Origin of the sequence: Stenotrophomonas sp. Marseille-Q4652 (assembly GCF_916618915.1) — a bacterium.
In the GTDB taxonomy this organism is placed as follows: Bacteria; Pseudomonadota; Gammaproteobacteria; order Xanthomonadales; family Xanthomonadaceae; genus Stenotrophomonas.
Map to the genome: position 1 here is coordinate 486,608 of NZ_CAKAKE010000001.1, position 18,654 is coordinate 505,261.

Genomic DNA, 18,654 nt, shown 5'->3' on the forward strand with positions numbered 1-18,654 from the left:
CCATGGCACATCACCACCAAGCTACCGGCCCGGTCGGTCCTGCGCCGCAGCCGCACAATGTGGTCTACACCACGCTGCATTTCGACACGCCCTGGTCGTACGAGAACTACGTCAAGACCGGTGGTTACGCCGCGCTGCGCAAGATCCTCGAGGAGAAGATCGCGCCGGCCGACGTCATCGAGATGGTCAAGCAGTCCGGCCTGCGCGGCCGCGGCGGCGCGGGCTTCCCGACCGGCCTGAAGTGGTCCTTCATGCCCAAGGGCGACATGCAGAAGTACATCCTCTGCAACTCGGACGAATCCGAGCCGGGCACCTGCAAGGACCGCGACATCCTGCGCTACAACCCGCACGCGGTGGTGGAAGGCATGGCGATCGCCTGCTACGCCACCGGTTCGACCGTGGGCTACAACTACCTGCGCGGTGAGTTCCACCACGAGCCGTTCGAGCATTTCGAGCAGGCCCTGGCCGATGCCTACAGCAATGGTTGGCTGGGCAAGAACGTGCTGGGCAGTGGCGTGGACATCGACATCTACGGTGCGCTGGGCGCCGGCGCCTACATCTGCGGCGAAGAAACCGCGCTGATGGAGTCGCTGGAGGGCAAGAAGGGCCAGCCGCGCTACAAGCCGCCGTTCCCGGCCAATTTCGGCCTGTACGGCAAGCCGACCACGATCAACAACACCGAGACCTACGCCTCGGTCCCGGCGATCATCCGCAACGGCCCGGAGTGGTTCAAGGGCCTGAGCAAGACCGCCAACGGCGGCCCGAAGTGCTTCTCGGTGTCCGGTTGCGTGCAGAAGGGCGGCAACTTCGAGGTGCCGCTGGGCACCACGTTCAACGAGCTGCTGGAAATGGCCGGTGGCCTGAAGCCGGGCCGCAAGCTCAAGGGCGCGATCCCGGGCGGCGTGTCGATGCCGGTGCTGACCGCGGCCGAGCTGGACAACCTGCCGATGGACTACGACACCATCCGTGCGCTGGGCTCGGGCCTGGGGTCGGGCGCGATCGTGGTGCTGGACGACAGCGTGTGCTGCGTGAAGTTCGCCTGCCGCATCAGCCAGTTCTTCCACAAGGAATCCTGCGGCCAGTGCACTCCGTGCCGCGAGGGCACCGGCTGGATGCACCGCGTGCTGGAGCGCATCGTCGCCGGCAAGGCCACGATGGAAGACCTGCACCAGCTCAAGGCGGTGGCCGGCCAGATCGAAGGCCACACCATCTGTGCGTTCGGCGAAGCGGCGGCATGGCCCATCCAGGGTTTCCTGCGCCAGTTCTGGGACGAATTCGAGTACTACATCGTCAACGGTCATTCGATGGTTGACGGCAAGAAGGTGGAGGCTGCTGCCGCATGAGCGCGCAACCGGTAAATCCCAACGTGCCGCCGGACCACGTGACCGTCGAGATCGACGGCCAGTCCCTGGTCGTGCCCAAGGGTTCGATGATCATCCAGGCCGCCGACAAGGCCGGCATCCCGATTCCGCGCTTCTGCTACCACGAGAAGCTGGCGATCGCGGCCAACTGCCGCATGTGCCTGGTCGACGTGGAGAAGGCGCCCAAGCCGACCCCGGCCTGCGCCACGCCGGTGATGGACGGCATGAAGGTGTCTACCCGCAGCGACAAGGCGCTGAAGTACCAGCGCTCGGTGATGGAATTCCTGCTGATCAACCACCCGCTGGACTGCCCGATCTGCGACCAGGGCGGCGAGTGCGAGCTGCAGGACGTTTCGCTGGGTTATGGCCGCTCGGTCAGCCGCTTCAACGAGCGCAAGCGCGTGGTGCCGGACGAGGACATGGGGCCGCTGGTCGCCACCGAGATGACCCGCTGCATCCAGTGTACGCGCTGCGTGCGCTTCACCGCCGAAGTGGCTGGCACCTATGAACTGGGTGGCATGTACCGCGGCGAGAACCTGCAGATCGGTACCTACGACGGCAAGCCGCTGACCACCGAGCTGTCGGGCAACGTCATCGACGTGTGCCCGGTCGGCGCGTTGACCAACAAGGTGTTCCAGTTCCGCGCCCGTCCGTGGGAACTGACCGCGCGAGAGTCGCTGGGCTACCACGACGCGATGGGTTCGAACCTGTTCGTGCACGTGCGCCGCGGCGAAGTGCTGCGCGTTGTCCCGCGCGACAACGAGCTGGTCAACGAGTGCTGGCTGTCCGACCGTGACCGCTATTCGCACCAGGGCCTGTACGCCGCCGACCGCGCCGTCAAGCCGATGCGCAAGGTCAATGGCCAGTGGCAGGAAGTGAGCTGGGCCGAAGGCCTGGCCGCCGCCACCGAGATCCTGTCGGCCAACCGTGGCGACGACGTCGGCGTGCTGGTGCATCCGTCCACCTCCAACGAGGAGGGCGCGCTGCTGGCCCGCCTGGCCGCCGGTCTGGGCTCGGCCAACATCGACCACCGCATCAACAACCGCGACTTCTCCGACGCCGCCACCGCCGAGGTCTTCGGCCTGCCGCTGGCCGAGATCGAGAAGGCCGCCAGCATCGTCGTGCTCGGCAGCAACATCCGCCACGAGTTGCCGCTGCTGCACGCCCGCCTGCGCAAGGCGCACACCCGCAACGGCGCGCGCATTCATGCGATTAACCCGGTCGACTTCGACTTCGCCTTCAAGCTGGAAGGCAAGCAGATCGTGGCCCCGTCGCAGTTCGTCGCGGCCCTGGGCGATGCCACGCTGCGCGAGGCGGTCAAGGCCAGCGGCAGCGCCGTGCTGATCGTCGGTGCTATTGCAGAGAACCACCCGCAGGCCGCCGCGATCCGCGCCGCCGCGCGTGATTTCGCTGCTGCCACCGGCGCCCGCCTGTGCCGCGTCCCGCAGGGAGCCAATGCCGTGGGCCTGTCCCGCGCCGGCGTGCTGCCGGCCGGCAAGGACGTGGCGGCGATGTTCGCCCAGCCGCGCAAGGCCTATGTCATGTACGGCATCGAGCCGGGCCTGGATTTTGCCGACACCGCCTCCGCGCTGAAGGCGCTGAACGCCGCCAAGGTCGTGGCCTTCAGCCACTTCGCCTGCGAATCGACCCGCGCCGCGGCCGACGTGATCCTGCCGATCGGCCTGCTGCCGGAGATCGATGCGACCCTGACCAACCTGGACGGCCGTGACCAGCACGCCCGTGCCGGTGGCAAGCTGCCGGGCGAGGCCCGCGAGGGCTGGCGTGCGCTGCGTGCACTGGGTGGCGAGATGAAGCTGGCCGGTTTTGATTTCATCGACCTGACCGGCCTGCGCGCCAGCCTGGCGCCGGTGAATGTCGCTGTTGCCGCCTCGGCGCAGCCGCAGGTTTCCGGCGAAGGCCTGGAAGTGGTCGCAACCCCGGCCATCTACCGTACCGATGCGGTGGTCCGTCGCGCGGCCGCGCTGCAGGCCCATCCGCTCAACACCGCCGCGCGCATCGTGCTCAACAGCGACGATGCCGCCCGCCTGCAGTTGCAGGAAGGGCAGGTGGCCAAGGTGGGCAGCGAGGCCGGCAAGGCCACGCTCCCGGTGGTGGTCGACGCCCGCGTCGCCTCGGGTTCGGTCTGGATTGAAACGGGCCACGGTGCGACCGCACCGCTGGGCGCCGGTCGTGTAACGGTGGTGGCTGCATGAACGAGATGCTGTTGAACGCGGTCAGCCCGCTGCAGCAGTGGCTGCTCGGCCTGGGTGATATCGGCGTGGTGCTGTGGATCGTGCTGAAGGTCCTCGTCATCGCGATGCCGATCATCATCGCTGTGGCCTTCTACGTGGTGTGGGAGCGCAAGCTCATCGGCTGGATGCACGTCCGCCACGGGCCGATGTACGTCGGCATGGGCATCTTCCAGGCCTTCGCGGACGTGTTCAAACTCCTGTTCAAGGAGATCATCCGTCCGAGCAGTGCGCACAAGGCGATCTACGTGCTGTCGCCGCTGATCGTGCTGGCCCCGGCGTTCGCCGCCTGGTCGGTGGTGCCGTTCGACTCGCAGCTGGTGCTGTCCAATGCCAACGCCGGCCTGTTGTACCTGCTGGCGATGACCTCGCTGGGCGTGTACGGCATCATCCTGGCGGGCTGGGCCTCGAACTCGAAGTACGCATTCCTGGGCGCGATGCGCTCGGCCGCGCAGGTGGTCAGCTACGAAATCGCCATGGGCTTTGCCCTGGTCGGCGTGATGATCGCCGCCGGCAGCCTGAACCTGACCGACATCGTGCTCGCCCAGGGCGGTGACGACGGCTTCTTCGACTGGTTCCTGCTGCCGCTGCTGCCGCTGTTCGTCGTGTACTGGGTGTCGGGCGTTGCCGAAACCAACCGTGCGCCGTTCGACGTGGTGGAAGGCGAATCGGAAATCGTGGCCGGCCACATGGTGGAGTACTCCGGCGGCGCGTTCGCGCTGTTCTTCCTGGCCGAATACGCCAGCATGATCCTGGTCAGCTTCCTGATCTCGATCTTCTTCCTGGGTGGCTGGCTGAGCCCGATCCAAGGCTGGGTCACCGCGGACATCTCGCCGTGGATCAACTGGATCTGGACCGGCGGCTGGCCGTGGCTGCTGCTGAAGGTCTTCTTCTTCGCCAGTGCCTACATCTGGTTCCGTGCCAGCTTCCCGCGCTTCCGTTATGACCAGATCATGCGCCTGGGCTGGAAGGTCTTCATTCCGCTCACCATCTTCTGGATCGCGGTGACGGCGTTGATGGTGTTCTACGGCGTGATCCAGAAGGGCGTGTAATTCGATGAACAAGATCACCCATTACTTCAAGAGCCTGCTGCTGCTCGAACTGATCGGCGGCCTGTGGCTGACGCTGAAGTACACCTTCAAGCCGAAGTACACCGTGCTGTACCCGATGGAGAAGTTCCCGCAGTCGCCGCGTTTCCGTGGCCTGCACGCGCTGCGCCGTTACCCCAATGGGGAAGAGCGCTGCATCGCCTGCAAGCTGTGCGAGGCCGTATGCCCGGCGCTGGCCATCACCATCGACTCGGCCAAGCGCGAGGACGGCACCCGCCGCACCACGCGTTATGACATCGACCTGTTCAAGTGCATCTACTGCGGCTTCTGCGAGGAAAGCTGCCCGGTGGACTCGATCGTCGAGACCCACATCCTCGAATACCACTTCGAGAACCGTGGAGAGAACATCGTCACCAAGCCGCAGCTGCTGGCGATCGGCGACCGGCTCGAAGCCGAGATCGCGGAGCGCCGCGCCGCCGACGCCGCCTATCGCTGAGGTCACGAGATGGATTGGGTAAATATCAGTTTCTGGATCTTCTCGATCGTGGCCGGCATTTCCGCTGCGGCCGTGATCAGCGTGCGCAACCCGGTGTATGCCGTGCTGTGCCTGATCCTGACGTTCTTCTCCGTGGCCTGCGTGTGGCTGCTGGTCGGCGCCGAGTTCCTGGCCGTCGCCCTGGTGCTGGTCTACGTCGGCGCGGTCATGGTGCTGTTCCTGTTCGTGGTGATGATGCTCGACATCGACACCAGCAACCTGCGCGAAGGCTGGGTGCGTTACCTGCCGATCGGCCTGATCGTGGCTGTGGCCATGCTGGTGCAGATGCTGATGCTGATCGGCGTCAAGGGCAGGGCGGTCAACCCGTTCCCGGCCGACAACGCCGCCGCGCTGGCCGCCGATACCTCCAACATCACCTGGCTGGCCCGCAGCCTGTTCACCGAGTTCCTGCTGCCGTTCGAGTTCGCGGCCGTCATCCTGACCGTGGCCGTGGTGGCCGCCGTCATGCTGACCCTGCGCCACCGCACCGGCATCAAGACGCAGAACCCGGGCGAGCAGACCATGGTCAAGGCCGGTGACCGCCTGCGCATCGTCAAGATGAAGGCCGAAAAGCCCGTCGTGCACGTTGCCGGCAATTCGCAATCGCAGGACGCCGAGGAGTCTAAGCCATGATTACTCTGGGCCACATGCTGGCACTGGGCGCGGTGCTGTTCTGCATCAGCGTTGCCGGCATCTTCCTCAACCGCAAGAACGTCATCGTGCTGCTGATGTCGATCGAGCTGATGCTGCTTTCGGTGAACATCAACTTCGTCGCCTTCTCGCGCGAGCTGGGCGACACCGCCGGTCAGCTGTTCGTTTTCTTCATCATGACCGTGGCCGCGGCCGAAGCCGCCATCGGCCTGGCGATCCTGGTGACCCTGTTCCGTACCCGCCGCACGATCAATGTCGGCGAAGTCGATTCGTTGAAGGGCTGATCCACAGATGGAAATCACTCTCTCCAAGAGTCTGTTGATCGCAGTGGTGCTCGCACCGCTGTTCGGCAGCATCATCGCCGGCCTGTTCGGGCGCCAGGTGGGACGTTTCGGCGCACAGGCCGTGACCATCCTCGGCGTGGCAATCTCCTGCGCGCTGTCCAGCTTCGTGCTGTACCAGCTGGTCTCGCAGGGAGCCAGCCCGTTCAACGAGAACGTCTACACCTTCTTCGAGGTCGGCCAGTACTCGGCCCACGTCGGCTTCATGGTCGACAAGCTGACCGCGATGATGATGGTCGTGGTGACCTTCGTGTCGCTGCTGGTGCACATCTACACCATCGGCTACATGGAAGGCGACCCGGGCTACCAGCGGTTCTTCAGCTACATCTCGCTGTTCACCTTCTCGATGCTCACCCTGGTGATGAGCAACAACTTCCTGCAGTTGTTCTTCGGCTGGGAAGCGGTAGGCCTGGTGTCGTACCTGCTGATCGGCTTCTGGTTCAAGCGCCCGACCGCGATCTTCGCCAACATGAAGGCCTTCGTGGTCAACCGCATTGGTGACTTCGGCTTCCTGCTGGGCATCGCCGGCGTGCTGTGGGCGTTCGGCACCCTGGACTACGCCACCGTGTTCGCCAATGCCAGCGCGGTGCTGGGCAATGACATCACCGGCTACCCGGCCGTGCAGATCATTGCCGGCCAGGAGTGGAACGTCGCCACGATGATCTGCATCTGCCTGTTCATCGGCGCGATGGGCAAGTCCGCCCAGGTGCCGCTGCACGTGTGGCTGCCGGACTCGATGGAAGGCCCGACCCCGATCTCGGCGCTGATCCACGCCGCGACCATGGTGACCGCGGGCATCTTCATGGTCACCCGCATGTCGCCGCTGTTCGAGCTGTCGCAGACGGCGCTGGACTTCATCCTGTTCATCGGTGCCACCACCGCGTTCTTCACCGGCCTGATCGGTATCGTGCAGAGCGACATCAAGCGCGTGGTTGCGTACTCGACGCTGTCGCAGCTGGGCTACATGACCGTTGCGCTGGGCGTGTCGGCCTATTCGGCCGCCGTGTTCCACCTGATGACCCATGCCTTCTTCAAAGCGCTGCTGTTCCTGGGCGCCGGCTCGGTGATCATCGGCATGCACCACGAACAGAACATGCTGAAGATGGGTGGCCTGCGCAAGTACATGCCGCTGACCTTCATCGGTATGTGGATCGGCACCCTGGCCCTGGTCGGTACCCCGTTCTTCTCGGGCTTCTACTCCAAGGATACGATCATCGAGGCCGCCGAGCTGCACGCCCATGCGACCGACAGCTGGGTGGCCACCTACGGCTACTGGGCGGTGCTCGGCGGCGTGATCGTCACCAGCTTCTACTCGTTCCGCCTGCTGTTCCTGACCTTCTACGGTCCGGAGCGCTTCCGCGACAACCATCATGACGACCATGGCCACGATGCCCACCATGACGACCATGGTCACCATGGTGCACACGAGCCGCACGAGTCGCCGTGGGTGGTGACCCTGCCGCTGATGCTGCTGGCGATCCCGTCGATCTTCATCGGCTTCTTCACCATTGGCCCGATGCTGTTCGGTACCGACTGGACCGGCCACGGCCCCGCCGATGGCATCCCGGGGCAGGCGATGTCCTTCTTCACCGGCATCGTTGATTTCTACGACCCGGCGCGCAACACCATCGCCGAGCTGGGCAAGGAGGGCTGGCATGGCGCCGTCAAGTTCGCCCTGCACGGCATGACCGTCGCACCGTTCTTCCTGACCGTTGCCGGTTTCGTCCTGGCCTGGGTGTTCTACATCTGGAGGCCGGACCTGGCGGGCAGGTCGCGCCGGATGTTCGCGCCGCTGGTGTCGGTGCTGGAGAACAAGTACGGCTTCGACAAGCTGTGGATCAACGGCTTCGCCGGTGGTTCGGTGCAGATTGGCAAGGTGTCGCGCTGGATCGACAGCAACATCGTCGACGGCCTGTTCGTCAACGGTTCGGCCCGCGTGGTGGACCTGTCCGCCCGCCTGCTGCGCCGCACCCAATCCGGTTTCCTCTATCACTACGCCTTCGTGATGATCATTGGCCTGATCGCCCTGCTGGGCGTGCTGATGCACAACTGGCGTTGACCTGTACGGAATAAGAAGACGTGTCGAACTGGCCCCTACTCAGTGTCCTCATCTGGCTGCCGATCATCGGCGGTGCCCTGATCCTTGCCGTGCGCAACGCCGAGACCGCCCGCTGGGCGTCGCTGGCCGTCGCCCTGGTGACCTTCCTGCTCAGCCTGTCGCTGCTGACCGGCTTTGACAGCAACAGCGACGCGTTGCAGTTCGTCGAGCAGCGGCCGTGGATCCCGGCCTTCGATGTCGGCTACAACCTCGGCGTGGATGGCATCGCCATCGCGCTGGTGCTGCTGACCACCCTGATCGGCGTGCTCGCGCTGATCGGCGCCTGGGGCGTGGTCAACAAGCGCGTGCACCAGTACGTGGCCGCGTTCCTGATCCTCGAGGGCGTGACCGTGGGCATCTTCGCGGCGACCGACGCGATGCTGTTCTACGTGTTCTTCGAGGCGATGCTGATCCCGATGTTCCTGATCATCGGCGTCTGGGGCGGCCCGCGTCGCATCTACGCGGCGATGAAGTTCTTCCTGTACACCTTCCTCGGCTCGGTGCTGATGCTGGTGGCGCTGATCTACCTGTACCTGAAGGGCGGCAGCTTCCAGCTGGCCGACCTGTACGCGCTGCCGCTGTCGGCGACCGAGCAGACCTGGATCTTCTTCGCGTTCCTGATCGCCTTTGCGGTCAAGGTGCCGATGTTCCCGGTCCACACCTGGCTGCCTGACGCGCACGTGGAAGCGCCGACTGCCGGTTCGGTGATCCTGGCCGCCATCGCGCTGAAGATCGGTGGCTACGGCTTCCTGCGCTTCAACCTGCCGATCGTGCCGGACGCCTCCCAGGAATGGGCGTGGCTGGTGATCGCTGCCTCGCTGATCGCCGTGATCTACGTCGGCCTGGTCGCGCTGGTGCAGGACGACATGAAGAAGCTGATCGCCTATTCGTCGATCGCGCACATGGGTTTCGTCACCCTGGGCACCTTCATCGCGCTGTGGCTGGTGCGTGATGCCGGCAACCCGGACGCCGCCCGCCTGGGCCTGCAGGGCGCCATGGTGCAGATGATTTCGCACGGCTTCGTTTCCGGCGCGATGTTCTCCTGCGTGGGCGTGCTGTACGACCGGATGCACAGCCGCCGCATCGCCGATTACGGCGGCGTGGTCAACGTGATGCCGTGGTTCGCCACCTTCGCCATGCTGTTCTTCATGGCCAACGCCGGCCTGCCGGGCACCAGCGGTTTCGTCGGTGAGTTCATGGTCGTGCTGGCCAGCTTCCAGTGGCATCCGCTGGCGGCCTTCGGTGCGGCGACCACGCTGATCATCGGCGCTGGTTACACGCTGTGGCTGTACAAGCGCGTGTTCTTCGGCGAAGTGGCCAATGCCCATGTCGCCGAGCTTAAGGACATCAACGGCCGCGAGTGGCTGGTGCTGGGCGTGTTCGCCATGGGCGTGCTGGCGCTGGGTATCTATCCCAAGCCGTTGACCGACCTGATGGAGCCGTCCATCGCGAAGCTGGCGATGCAGATCGCATCCAGCAAGCTGCTGTGACCGGCCGTCTAGAGTATTGATTCCAGGATTTCATGATGACCACGCCCGTGCCGTTGACCGCCGCCGACCTCATGCCGCTGCTGCCAGAACTGGTGCTGGTCGGCAGCACCTTCGCGCTGCTGATCCTTGACCTGTTCATCAGCCAGCGCAACAAGGTCTGGACCCACTTCCTGTCGGTCGCCATCCTCGTGGTGGTGTTCGCGATGCTGCTCTCCGGTGCGGGCGGGCAGGGTGAGGTATTCCACGGCATGTTCGTGCGCGATGCCGCTGCCGACGTGATGAAGACCGTGGTGGTGCTGGTCAGCGGCCTGACCCTGCTGTTCGGCTTCAACTACCTGCGCGAGCGTGACCTGTACCAGGGCGAGATCCCGGTGCTGCTGCTGTTCGCCACCGCCGGCATGATGATCCTGGTCTCGGCCGGCAGCCTGCTGATGGTCTACCTGGGCCTGGAATTGCTGGCGCTGTGCTCCTACGCGCTGGTGGCCAGCAATCGCGAAAGCCCGCTGGCGACCGAAGCCGGCATGAAGTACATCGTGCTCGGCTCGCTGGCCTCGGGCCTGCTGCTGTACGGCATGTCGCTGGTCTACGGCGCGACGGGCACCCTGGACCTGGGCAACATCCACGCAGCCGGGGCCGACTCCGAAGAAACCCTGCTGCTGCTGACCGGCGTGGTGTTCATGATCGCCGGCGTGGCCTTCAAGCTCGGTGCCGCCCCGTTCCACATGTGGCTGCCGGACGTCTACCAGGGTGCCCCGGCCCCGATCGCGCTGTTCATCAGCTCGGCACCGAAGCTGGCTGCCTTCGGCATGGCCTACCGCCTGCTGGAAGTCGGCGCGGGCCCGATGTCCGAGCAGTGGCAGCAGGTGATCGGCGGGCTGGCCGCGCTGTCGCTGGTGGTCGGCAACCTGATGGCCATCGCGCAGACCAACCTGAAGCGCATGCTGGCCTATTCGACCGTGTCGCACATCGGCTTCCTGCTGCTGGGCATTGCCGGTGGTGGCGAGCGTGGCTTCAGCGCCGCTCTGTTCTACGCGGTGAGCTACGCGATCATGTCCACCGCTTCGTTCGGCGCCATCATCGCGCTGTCGCGCCGTGGCTTCGAGGCAGAGAACATCAACGACTTCAAGGGGCTGAACGCGCGTAACCCGTGGATGGCCGGCCTGGTGCTGTGCATCATGGCTTCGCTGGCCGGCGTGCCGCCGTTCCTGGGCTTCTGGACCAAGCTGATGGTGCTGGGCGCGGCCGTTGATGGCGGCATGCTGTGGCTGGCGATCCTGGGCGTGATCTGCGCGGTGATCGGCTGCTTCTACTACCTGCGCGTGATCAAGGTGATGTACTTCGACGAGCCGACCGGCGAGGCGATCTCCACCGGCAACAACCGCCTCGTGGGCGTCGTGCTGGGTGTGAACTCGCTGGCGCTGCTGGTGCTGCCGCTGGGCATGAACCCGATCCTGCAGTGGTGCAAGAACGCGTTCGCGCATTTGTCCTGATTTTTGACACAGAACGGCGAAACTCGTGTAATATTCGTCGCCTGTGTTAAGGAATGCCGCCTCGCCAGAGTGCGGCATTCGGGTCAGCCAACGGTTGATCCAGGGTGGGGTGGCCAAGCCGTCCTTCCTTCGCGGGTTCCACTACGGAATCAACGAGAAAGAGGTTTCCGGGGCTTGCAATATTCGCGCCGTTACCTCATAATTCCGCTTCTGCTGCGGGGTGGAGCAGTCTGGCAGCTCGTCGGGCTCATAACCCGAAGGTCGCAGGTTCAAATCCTGCCCCCGCTACCAGCTTTGAGTCGCGCCGCACTTCTCCGGAAGTGCGGCGAAGATTCGGAAAGCTGGGCTCGCAAGGACGATATGTTCCCGTTCTTGCACCGGAATCCAGATTACCGGAGTTGTACCGGACAAGGGCCCAGCGGGCCCTTTGTTGTTTCCGGAAGGCGGAAAATCCGGCTGGGTAGTGCCAGTCTCCATTCAAAGAAACAAGGCAGGCCGTGAGCGACAAGGCTACTGAAATCGCGAATCTGCTGGGCCCCACCGTGCAGGCACTGGGGCTCGAGCTGTTGGGCGCGGAATACCTTCCGGCCCCGGGCGGCGCCACGCTGCGCCTCTACATCGACGTGCCGCTGGACGAACAGCCCGAGCGCGTGGTCAACATCGACGACTGCGAACGCGTCAGTCGCGAAGTGTCCGCGCAGCTGGACGTCGAGGACCCGATCAGCGGCAACTACACGCTGGAAGTGTCCTCGCCCGGCGTGGACCGTCCGCTGTTCACCCTGGAGCAGTTCGAGCGTCACCTCGGCGAGTCCGTCAAGGTCGGCCTGAAGCTGCCGCAGGATGGCCGTCGCCGCCTGCAGGGCCGTATCGACGCGGTCGATGCGGAGCAGGGCACCATTACCTTCGATGTCGACGGCAAGCCGTTGGTGGCCGCCTTCGACAACATCGACAAGGCACGCATCATTCCGGACTGGGCAGCGCTCGGTCTGGCACCCCAGAAGCCCACCGGGCCGGCCCCCAAGCGGGACGGCAAGGCTGGCAAGAAACCAACCAACGATCCGGCGGCAAAGAAGCCGCGCGCGGAGTGAGCCAATGAGCAAGGAACTTTTGCTGGTAGTTGACGCAGTCGCCAACGAAAAGGGCGTGCCGCGTGAAGTGATCTTCGAGGCGATCGAGGCCGCACTGGCGTCGGCGGCGAAGAAGCGCTATCCCGACCAGGACGTGCTGGCCCGCGTGGCCATCGACCACAAGGACGGCAGCTACGAGACCTTCCGCCGCTGGGAAGTGGTGGCCGATGACGTGGTGATGGAATCACCCGACCGCCAGATCCGCCTGATGGATGCGATCGACGAAGCCGAGGGCGTGGAAGTCGGTGACTACATCGAAGAGCAGATCGAGAACCCCGACTTCGGTCGCATCGCCGCGCAGGCCGCCAAGCAGGTCATCGTGCAGCGCGTGCGCGAGGCCGAGCGCCAGCAGGTGGTCGATGCGTGGAAGGATCGCGTCGGTGAACTGGTCACCGGCGTGGTCAAGCGCGTCGAGCGCGGCAACATCTACGTCGACCTGGGCGGCAACGCCGAGGCCTTCATCCCGAAGGACAAGGGCATCCCGCGCGACGTGCTGCGCGCTGGCGACCGCGTGCGCGGCTACCTGGCCGAAGTGCGCTCCGAGCCGCGTGGCCCGCAGCTGTTCATCAGCCGTGCCGCCCCGGAATTCATGATCGAGCTGTTCAAGCTCGAGGTGCCGGAAGTCGGCCAGGGCCTGGTCGAAATCAAGGCCTGTGCGCGTGATCCGGGCGACCGCGCCAAGATCGCCGTGCTGGCCCACGACACCCGCACCGATCCGATCGGCGCGTGCATCGGCATGCGTGGTTCGCGCGTGCAGGCCGTGTCCAACGAGCTCAATGGCGAGCGCGTGGACATCGTGCTGTGGAACGAGAACCCGGCCAACTTCGTCATCAACGCGATGGCCCCGGCCGAAGTGCAGTCGATCATCGTCGACGAAGAGAAGCACTCGATGGACCTGGCCGTGGCCGAGGACCGCCTGGCCCAGGCCATCGGCAAGGGCGGCCAGAACGTGCGTCTGGCCAGCCGCCTGACCGGCTGGCAGCTCAACGTGATGACCCAGGACCAGGTTGCCGCCAAGTCCGAGGCCGAGCAGGCCGTCGCCCGCCAGCTGTTCATGGACAAGCTGGAAGTGGACGAGGAAATCGCCGGCATCCTGGTGTCCGAGGGCTTCAACACGGTCGAGGAAATCGCCTACGTCCCGGTCGGCGAACTGCTGGCCGTGGAAGGCTTCGACGAGGACATCGTCGAGGAACTGCGCGCCCGCGCCCGCGACGCACTGCTCAACGAGGAGCTGGCGGCCGAGGAAGGTCTGGACGGCGGCGAGCCGGCCGAGGACCTGCTTGCCCTGGAAGGCATGGACGAGGCCACCGCCTACGCCCTGGCCGCCCACGGCGTACGTACTTCTGAGGACCTGTCGGATCTGGCTGCCGACGAAATCCTCGAGTTCGGCATCGAAGGCCTGGACCTGGAGCGCGCCGCCGCCCTGGTGCTGGCCGCACGCGCCGAGGAGATCGCCCGCCTGGAGCGCGGCGAATGAGTCAGCGATGAACAGCGCCCTGACCCGTTCAGGGCTTAGAATCCGCGCTGCCTTCGCTTTCGCCGGGGGGGCGCCAACAAGATCATAGGATCCGAATGTCGCAGGAAACCACCATCCGCAAGCTTGCCGCACTGGTCAACACGCCAGTCGAAAAACTGCTGGAACAGCTGGCCGAGGCCGGTATGAAGTTCAGCGGTCCCGACCAGGTCGTGACCAGCACCGAGAAGATGAAGCTGCTCGGCTTCCTCCGCCGCACCCACGGCAAGGGCGAGCAGCCCGCCGACGAGGCCGAGGCCGCGCCGAAGAAGATCACGCTGAACCGGCGCAAGCTGCAGGAAGTGACCGTCAACGCCGGACGTAGCAAGACCACCGTCAACGTGGAGGTGCGCCAGAAGCGCACCTACGTGAAGACGGCCGAGTCCGATGCCGTCCGTCCGAAGGCTGTTTCGGTGGATGACGAGCGTGCGGAAATCCTGCGCAAGCTGGAAGAGTCCCGCCAGCGCAACCTGGAAGAGCAGCGCCGCCTGGCCGAGATCGATCGCCAGCGTGCCGAGGAAATCGAGCGCAAGCGCCAGGACGAAGAAGCCGAGCGCGCCCGCGTCGAGGCCGACCGCAAGGCGGCCGAAGCGGCTGCGACCGCTGCCGCCGCCAGTCCGGTACCGGAAGTGCGCGAAGTCGAGCGTCCGGCCCGTGCCGCTGCCCCGGCCGCCCCGCGTTCGGCCCCGCCGCGCGCCGATGACCGTGCCTCGCACAAGGCGCCGAAGGGTCGCACCCATGGTTCGGATGACGACGGTGGCAACCGTTTCGCCGGCCAGCTGCACCTGTCGGCGGCCGACCGCGCGCGTCGTGGCAACAGCAACAACCGTGGCCGGCCGACCGGTCGCCCGGGCAGCAACAACAACCGTCGTGGCAACGAACAGCAGTCGCGCAGCGGCGCCGGCAGCCACGGCTTCGAGCGTCCGACCGCCCCGGTCGTGCGCGAGGTCGCCATCGGCGAGACCATCACCGTGGCCGACCTGGCGCAGAAGCTCGCGCTCAAGGGCGGCGAGGTGGTCAAGGCGCTGTTCAAGATGGGCGTGATGGCCACCATCACCCAGTCCATCGACCACGACACCGCCGCGCTGGTGACCGAGGAGCTGGGCCACAAGGTGACCCGTGCTTCCAGCAACGATGCCGAAGACGCACTGCTGGCGATCACCGACACCGAGGCCGGCGAAGCCGTGTCGCGTCCGCCGGTGGTGACCATCATGGGCCACGTCGACCACGGCAAGACCTCGCTGCTGGATTACATCCGCCGCACCAAGGTCGCCACGGGAGAAGCTGGCGGCATCACCCAGCACATCGGTGCCTACCACGTCGAAACCCCGAAGGGCGTCATCAGCTTCCTCGACACCCCGGGCCACGCCGCGTTCACCTCGATGCGTGCCCGTGGCGCCAAGATCACCGACGTCGTGGTGGTGGTGGTGGCGGCCGACGACGGCGTCATGCCGCAGACCAAGGAAGCCATCCAGCACGCCCGCGCCGCCAACGCGCCGATCGTGGTGGCCATCAACAAGATCGACAAGTCGTCGGCCGACCCGATGCGCGTCAAGAACGAGCTGCTCGCAGAGCAGGTCGTGGCCGAGGAATTCGGTGGTGACGTGCAGATGGTCGAGATCTCGGCCAAGACCGGCCTGGGCATCGACGACCTGCTGGATGCGATCAGCCTGCAGGCCGAAGTGCTCGAGCTGAAGGCCGTCAACACCGGCCGCGCCAGCGGCGTGGTGATCGAATCCTCGCTGGACAAGGGCCGCGGCCCGGTAGCCACGGTGCTGGTCCAGCAGGGCAGCCTGAAGAAGGGCGACTACCTGGTGTGCGGCATCCAGTATGGCCGCGTGCGCGCCCTGTTCGACGAAACCGGCAAGCAGCCGGCCGAAGCGGGCCCGTCGATCCCGGTGCAGGTGCTGGGCCTGTCCGGCGTGCCGGATGCGGGCGACGACTTCGTGGTCGTCGACGACGAGCGCCTGGCCAAGGAAGTTGCGCAGCAGCGCGAGACCAAGCGGCGCGAGTCGCGCCTGGTGGCTTCGGCGGGCAGCCGCATGGAAGACATCATGGCGCAGATGGGCAAGGGCGAAGGCCAGCAGGTGCTGAACCTGCTGATCAAGGCCGACGTCCAGGGTTCGGTGCAGGCGCTGAGCCAGGCGCTGACCGCGCTGTCCAACGACGAGATCCGGATCAACGTGATCCACTCCGGCGTGGGCGGCATCACCGAGTCCGACGCCAACTCGGCCGTGGCCTCCAAGGCCACCGTCATCGGCTTCAACGTGCGTGCCGACGCTTCGGCCCGCCGCATCATCGAATCCAATGGCGTGGACCTGCGTTACTTCTCGATCATCTATGACGTGATCGACCAGGTGAAGCAGGTGGCTTCCGGCCTGCTGGGCGTGGAGATCCGCGAAGAGATCATCGGTACCGCCGAGGTCCGCGACGTGTTCCGCAGCTCCAAGCTGGGCGCGGTCGCCGGCTGCATGGTGGTCGAGGGCGTGGTCAAGCGGAACAAGCCGATCCGCGTGCTGCGCGACTCGGTGGTGGTGTTCGAAGGCGAGCTGGAATCGCTCCGTCGCTTCAAGGAGAACGTCGACGAGGTCCGCAACGGTACCGAGTGTGGTATCGGCGTGAAGGCCTACAACGACGTCAAGGTGGGCGACCAGATCGAGTGCTTCGAGCGCATCGAGGTCCAGCGCACCCTGTAATGCAGGAATGGCCGGCGCGCCGTCAGGCGTGCCGGTCCTGCCGCAACATCGCTTCCCAATACGAGTTTCCCAGTGCCCAAGACTTTCCATCGTACCGACCGTGTGTCCGCCCAGATCCGCCGCGACCTGGGCACGATCGTGCATGCCGCCGTGCGCGAGCACGGGCTGCCGTCGGTCAGCGTTTCCGATGTCGAGGTCACCCGCGACATGGCCCATGCCAAGGTGTTCGTCACCGCGCTGATGCCCGAGCGTTCGGCCGAGGCAATGGCCGGGCTGAAGGAGCTGGCCGGCGAGCTGCGCACTGCGCTGGCGCGGGCCATGAAGCTGCGTCATGTGCCGGAGCTGCATTTCCACTACGACGATTCGGTCGACCGTGGCGAGCGCATCGACAACCTGCTGCGCGACCTGCCCGACACCGTGGCGGCGGAAAAGCGCCGGCAGGCCGACGACGACGAGGCGTCCGAGTAACAACACGACAGCCCGCAAGGGCTGTTGTCCTGTAGGGCGTGCGCAATCCGTTGCGGCGCCGGGGCCGGCCTGATCCGGCAGCGCCTGCGGGCGCCCATCCAAGCGAACCCATGGCACCCCGAATTTCCTTCCGCCGCCTGGACGGCATCCTGTTGCTGGACAAGCCCACCGGCATGAGCTCCAACGCCGCGCTGCAGCTTGCCCGGCGCCTGTTCCGTGCCGAGAAGGGTGGCCACACCGGCAGCCTTGATCCGCTGGCCACCGGCATGCTGCCGCTGTGCTTTGGCGAGGCAACCAAGATCGCCGGCCTGCTGCTGGGTTCGGCCAAGGCCTATGACGCCGAGGTGTTACTTGGCGCGACCACCGATACCGACGACTCCGACGGCCAGGTGCTGCGTACCCGTCCGGTGCCGCCCATCGACGCAGCCACCCTGGCCGCCGCACTGGTTCCGCTGCAGGGCCGGATCCGCCAGCGGGCCCCGATCTATTCGGCGCTCAAGCAGGGCGGCGAGCCGCTCTACGTGAAGGCCCGCCGTGGCGAGGCCATCGAGGCACCGGAGCGCGAGGTCGAGGTCCACTCCATCGAGGTGCTGGAGCAGCAGCCGGAGCGGCTATCGCTGCGGGTGACGTGCGGATCGGGGACCTACATCCGCAGCCTGGCCCGCGACCTGGGCGAGACCCTGGGCTGCGGCGCCCACATCGCCGGGCTGCGACGGCTGTGGGTGGATCCGTTCCGGGAGGCGCCGATGGTGACCCTGGCCGCGCTGGAGCAGGCCCTGGAGCAGGGCGGGGAGGAGGCCCTGATGGCACGGCTGCTGCCGCTGTCGGCCGGCCTGGTCGGGTTCCAGCGGATCGAACTGGATGACAGCCAGGCCCGCCGCTTCCGGATGGGCCAGCGCCTGCGTGGGCCGGGCTGGACCGCCGGCACCGCCGCGGTGTTCCAGGCCGACGGGCCGGAACTGGGGCTGGGGCAGGTGGACGACACCGGGCTGCTGGCTCCGCAGCGCCTGTTCAACCTCTGAATGAACAGCCGCGCCTTGTCCGGCGGGGCCCCGGCAAGTACAATTTCGCGGCCCAATATCGGGCCGTCCACCGTCCGGCGGACAACTTCATTTCACGGCGAGCTGCGCGGTGCGTCCAATGCACGTTCCTGCCGGCCACGCATCACAGAGAAAATTCCCAATGTCGATCGACACCCAGAAGGTCATTGAAGATAACAAGCGCGGCGCCAACGACACCGGCTCCCCGGAAGTCCAGGTCGCCCTGCTGACCGCCCGCATCGAACTGCTGACCGGCCACTTCAAGACCCACAAGAAGGACCACCACAGCCGCCGCGGCCTGCTGCAGATGGTCAACCGTCGTCGCAGCCTGCTCGACTACCTGAAGAAGAAGGACGTCGAGCGCTACAAGGCCCTCATCGAGAAGCTCGGCCTGCGCCGCTAATCCCAGTACCCACCGCGGCGCAGCGATGCGCCCCAGTACCCACCGCGGCGCAGCGATGCGCTGCGGTTTTGTTTTAGGCAGTACGCAACACCCCCGACACGCAGCACACCCAGACACGGCCGGAATCGTTCCGGTCACCCGTT

15 protein-coding genes and 1 tRNA gene are annotated in these 18,654 nt (G+C 65.8%); all 16 read left to right on the plus strand.

Going from position 1 to position 18,654, the window contains the following annotated elements; genetic code table 11:
- Nucleotides 1-2 precede the first annotated feature (2 nt).
- The 16 genes from nuoF to rpsO all read left to right on the plus strand — a co-directional run bounded on the left by nuoF (nt 3) and on the right by rpsO (nt 18,511).
- On the plus strand, nt 3-1,343 hold the full coding sequence (gene nuoF, locus LG380_RS02230; RefSeq protein ID WP_225763410.1) for an NADH-quinone oxidoreductase subunit NuoF: 1,341 nt from the start codon (nt 3-5) through the stop codon (nt 1,341-1,343).
- Nucleotides 1,340-3,574: an NADH-quinone oxidoreductase subunit NuoG gene (gene nuoG, locus LG380_RS02235; RefSeq protein WP_225763411.1), complete on the plus strand. Its 2,235-nt coding sequence runs from the start codon at nt 1,340-1,342 to the stop codon at nt 3,572-3,574. Before nuoF ends, nuoG begins: the two co-directional genes overlap by 4 nt.
- Nucleotides 3,571-4,662 (plus strand): NADH-quinone oxidoreductase subunit NuoH, encoded by a 1,092-nt coding sequence (gene nuoH / locus LG380_RS02240; RefSeq protein WP_225763412.1) that lies wholly within the window; start codon nt 3,571-3,573, stop codon nt 4,660-4,662. The genes nuoG and nuoH overlap by 4 nt, the downstream gene beginning before the upstream one ends.
- Before the next feature lie 4 nt (nt 4,663-4,666).
- A complete protein-coding gene (gene nuoI, locus LG380_RS02245) occupies nt 4,667-5,155 on the plus strand; it encodes an NADH-quinone oxidoreductase subunit NuoI (protein WP_225763413.1) in 489 nt (162 codons plus the stop codon).
- A 9-nt stretch (nt 5,156-5,164) separates the two neighbouring features.
- Nucleotides 5,165-5,827, plus strand: a complete 663-nt coding sequence (locus LG380_RS02250; RefSeq protein WP_225763414.1) for an NADH-quinone oxidoreductase subunit J — start codon at nt 5,165-5,167, stop codon at nt 5,825-5,827.
- Complete coding sequence (gene nuoK / locus LG380_RS02255; RefSeq protein WP_225763415.1) at nt 5,824-6,129, plus strand: NADH-quinone oxidoreductase subunit NuoK; 306 nt, start codon at nt 5,824-5,826, stop codon at nt 6,127-6,129. The genes LG380_RS02250 and nuoK overlap by 4 nt, the downstream gene beginning before the upstream one ends.
- Before the next feature lie 7 nt (nt 6,130-6,136).
- Nucleotides 6,137-8,245, plus strand: coding sequence for an NADH-quinone oxidoreductase subunit L (gene nuoL, locus LG380_RS02260; protein WP_225763416.1), 2,109 nt, complete (start codon nt 6,137-6,139; stop codon nt 8,243-8,245).
- Nucleotides 8,246-8,265: 20 nt separating this feature from the next.
- The gene (locus tag LG380_RS02265) at nt 8,266-9,774 is read left to right on the plus strand and encodes an NADH-quinone oxidoreductase subunit M (RefSeq protein WP_225763417.1); all 1,509 of its coding nucleotides are present in this window, start codon (nt 8,266-8,268) and stop codon (nt 9,772-9,774) included.
- 35 nt (nt 9,775-9,809) lie between these two features.
- Nucleotides 9,810-11,264 carry an NADH-quinone oxidoreductase subunit NuoN gene (gene nuoN, locus LG380_RS02270; RefSeq protein ID WP_225763418.1) on the plus strand — a complete coding sequence of 485 codons (1,455 nt, stop codon included), beginning with the start codon at nt 9,810-9,812 and terminating at the stop codon, nt 11,262-11,264.
- A 214-nt stretch (nt 11,265-11,478) separates the two neighbouring features.
- Nucleotides 11,479-11,555: transfer RNA gene (locus tag LG380_RS02275), tRNA-Met, on the plus strand.
- 206 nt (nt 11,556-11,761) lie between these two features.
- Nucleotides 11,762-12,352 carry a ribosome maturation factor RimP gene (rimP, locus tag LG380_RS02280; RefSeq protein ID WP_225763419.1) on the plus strand — a complete coding sequence of 197 codons (591 nt, stop codon included), beginning with the start codon at nt 11,762-11,764 and terminating at the stop codon, nt 12,350-12,352.
- A gap of 4 nt (nt 12,353-12,356) precedes the next feature.
- Nucleotides 12,357-13,868: a transcription termination factor NusA gene (gene nusA, locus LG380_RS02285; protein WP_225763420.1), complete on the plus strand. Its 1,512-nt coding sequence runs from the start codon at nt 12,357-12,359 to the stop codon at nt 13,866-13,868.
- Nucleotides 13,869-13,963: 95 nt separating this feature from the next.
- Nucleotides 13,964-16,600, plus strand: a complete 2,637-nt coding sequence (infB, locus tag LG380_RS02290) for a translation initiation factor IF-2 (RefSeq protein WP_225763421.1) — start codon at nt 13,964-13,966, stop codon at nt 16,598-16,600.
- Between the two features lie 72 nt (nt 16,601-16,672).
- Entirely contained in the window at nt 16,673-17,068 is a 396-nt protein-coding gene (gene rbfA / locus LG380_RS02295) for a 30S ribosome-binding factor RbfA (protein WP_225763422.1), read from the plus strand.
- 110 nt (nt 17,069-17,178) lie between these two features.
- Nucleotides 17,179-18,090: a tRNA pseudouridine(55) synthase TruB gene (gene truB / locus LG380_RS02300; RefSeq protein WP_225763423.1), complete on the plus strand. Its 912-nt coding sequence runs from the start codon at nt 17,179-17,181 to the stop codon at nt 18,088-18,090.
- Nucleotides 18,091-18,250: 160 nt separating this feature from the next.
- Nucleotides 18,251-18,511 carry a 30S ribosomal protein S15 gene (rpsO, locus tag LG380_RS02305; protein ID WP_225763424.1) on the plus strand — a complete coding sequence of 87 codons (261 nt, stop codon included), beginning with the start codon at nt 18,251-18,253 and terminating at the stop codon, nt 18,509-18,511.
- The last annotated feature ends 143 nt before the right edge of the window (nt 18,512-18,654 follow it).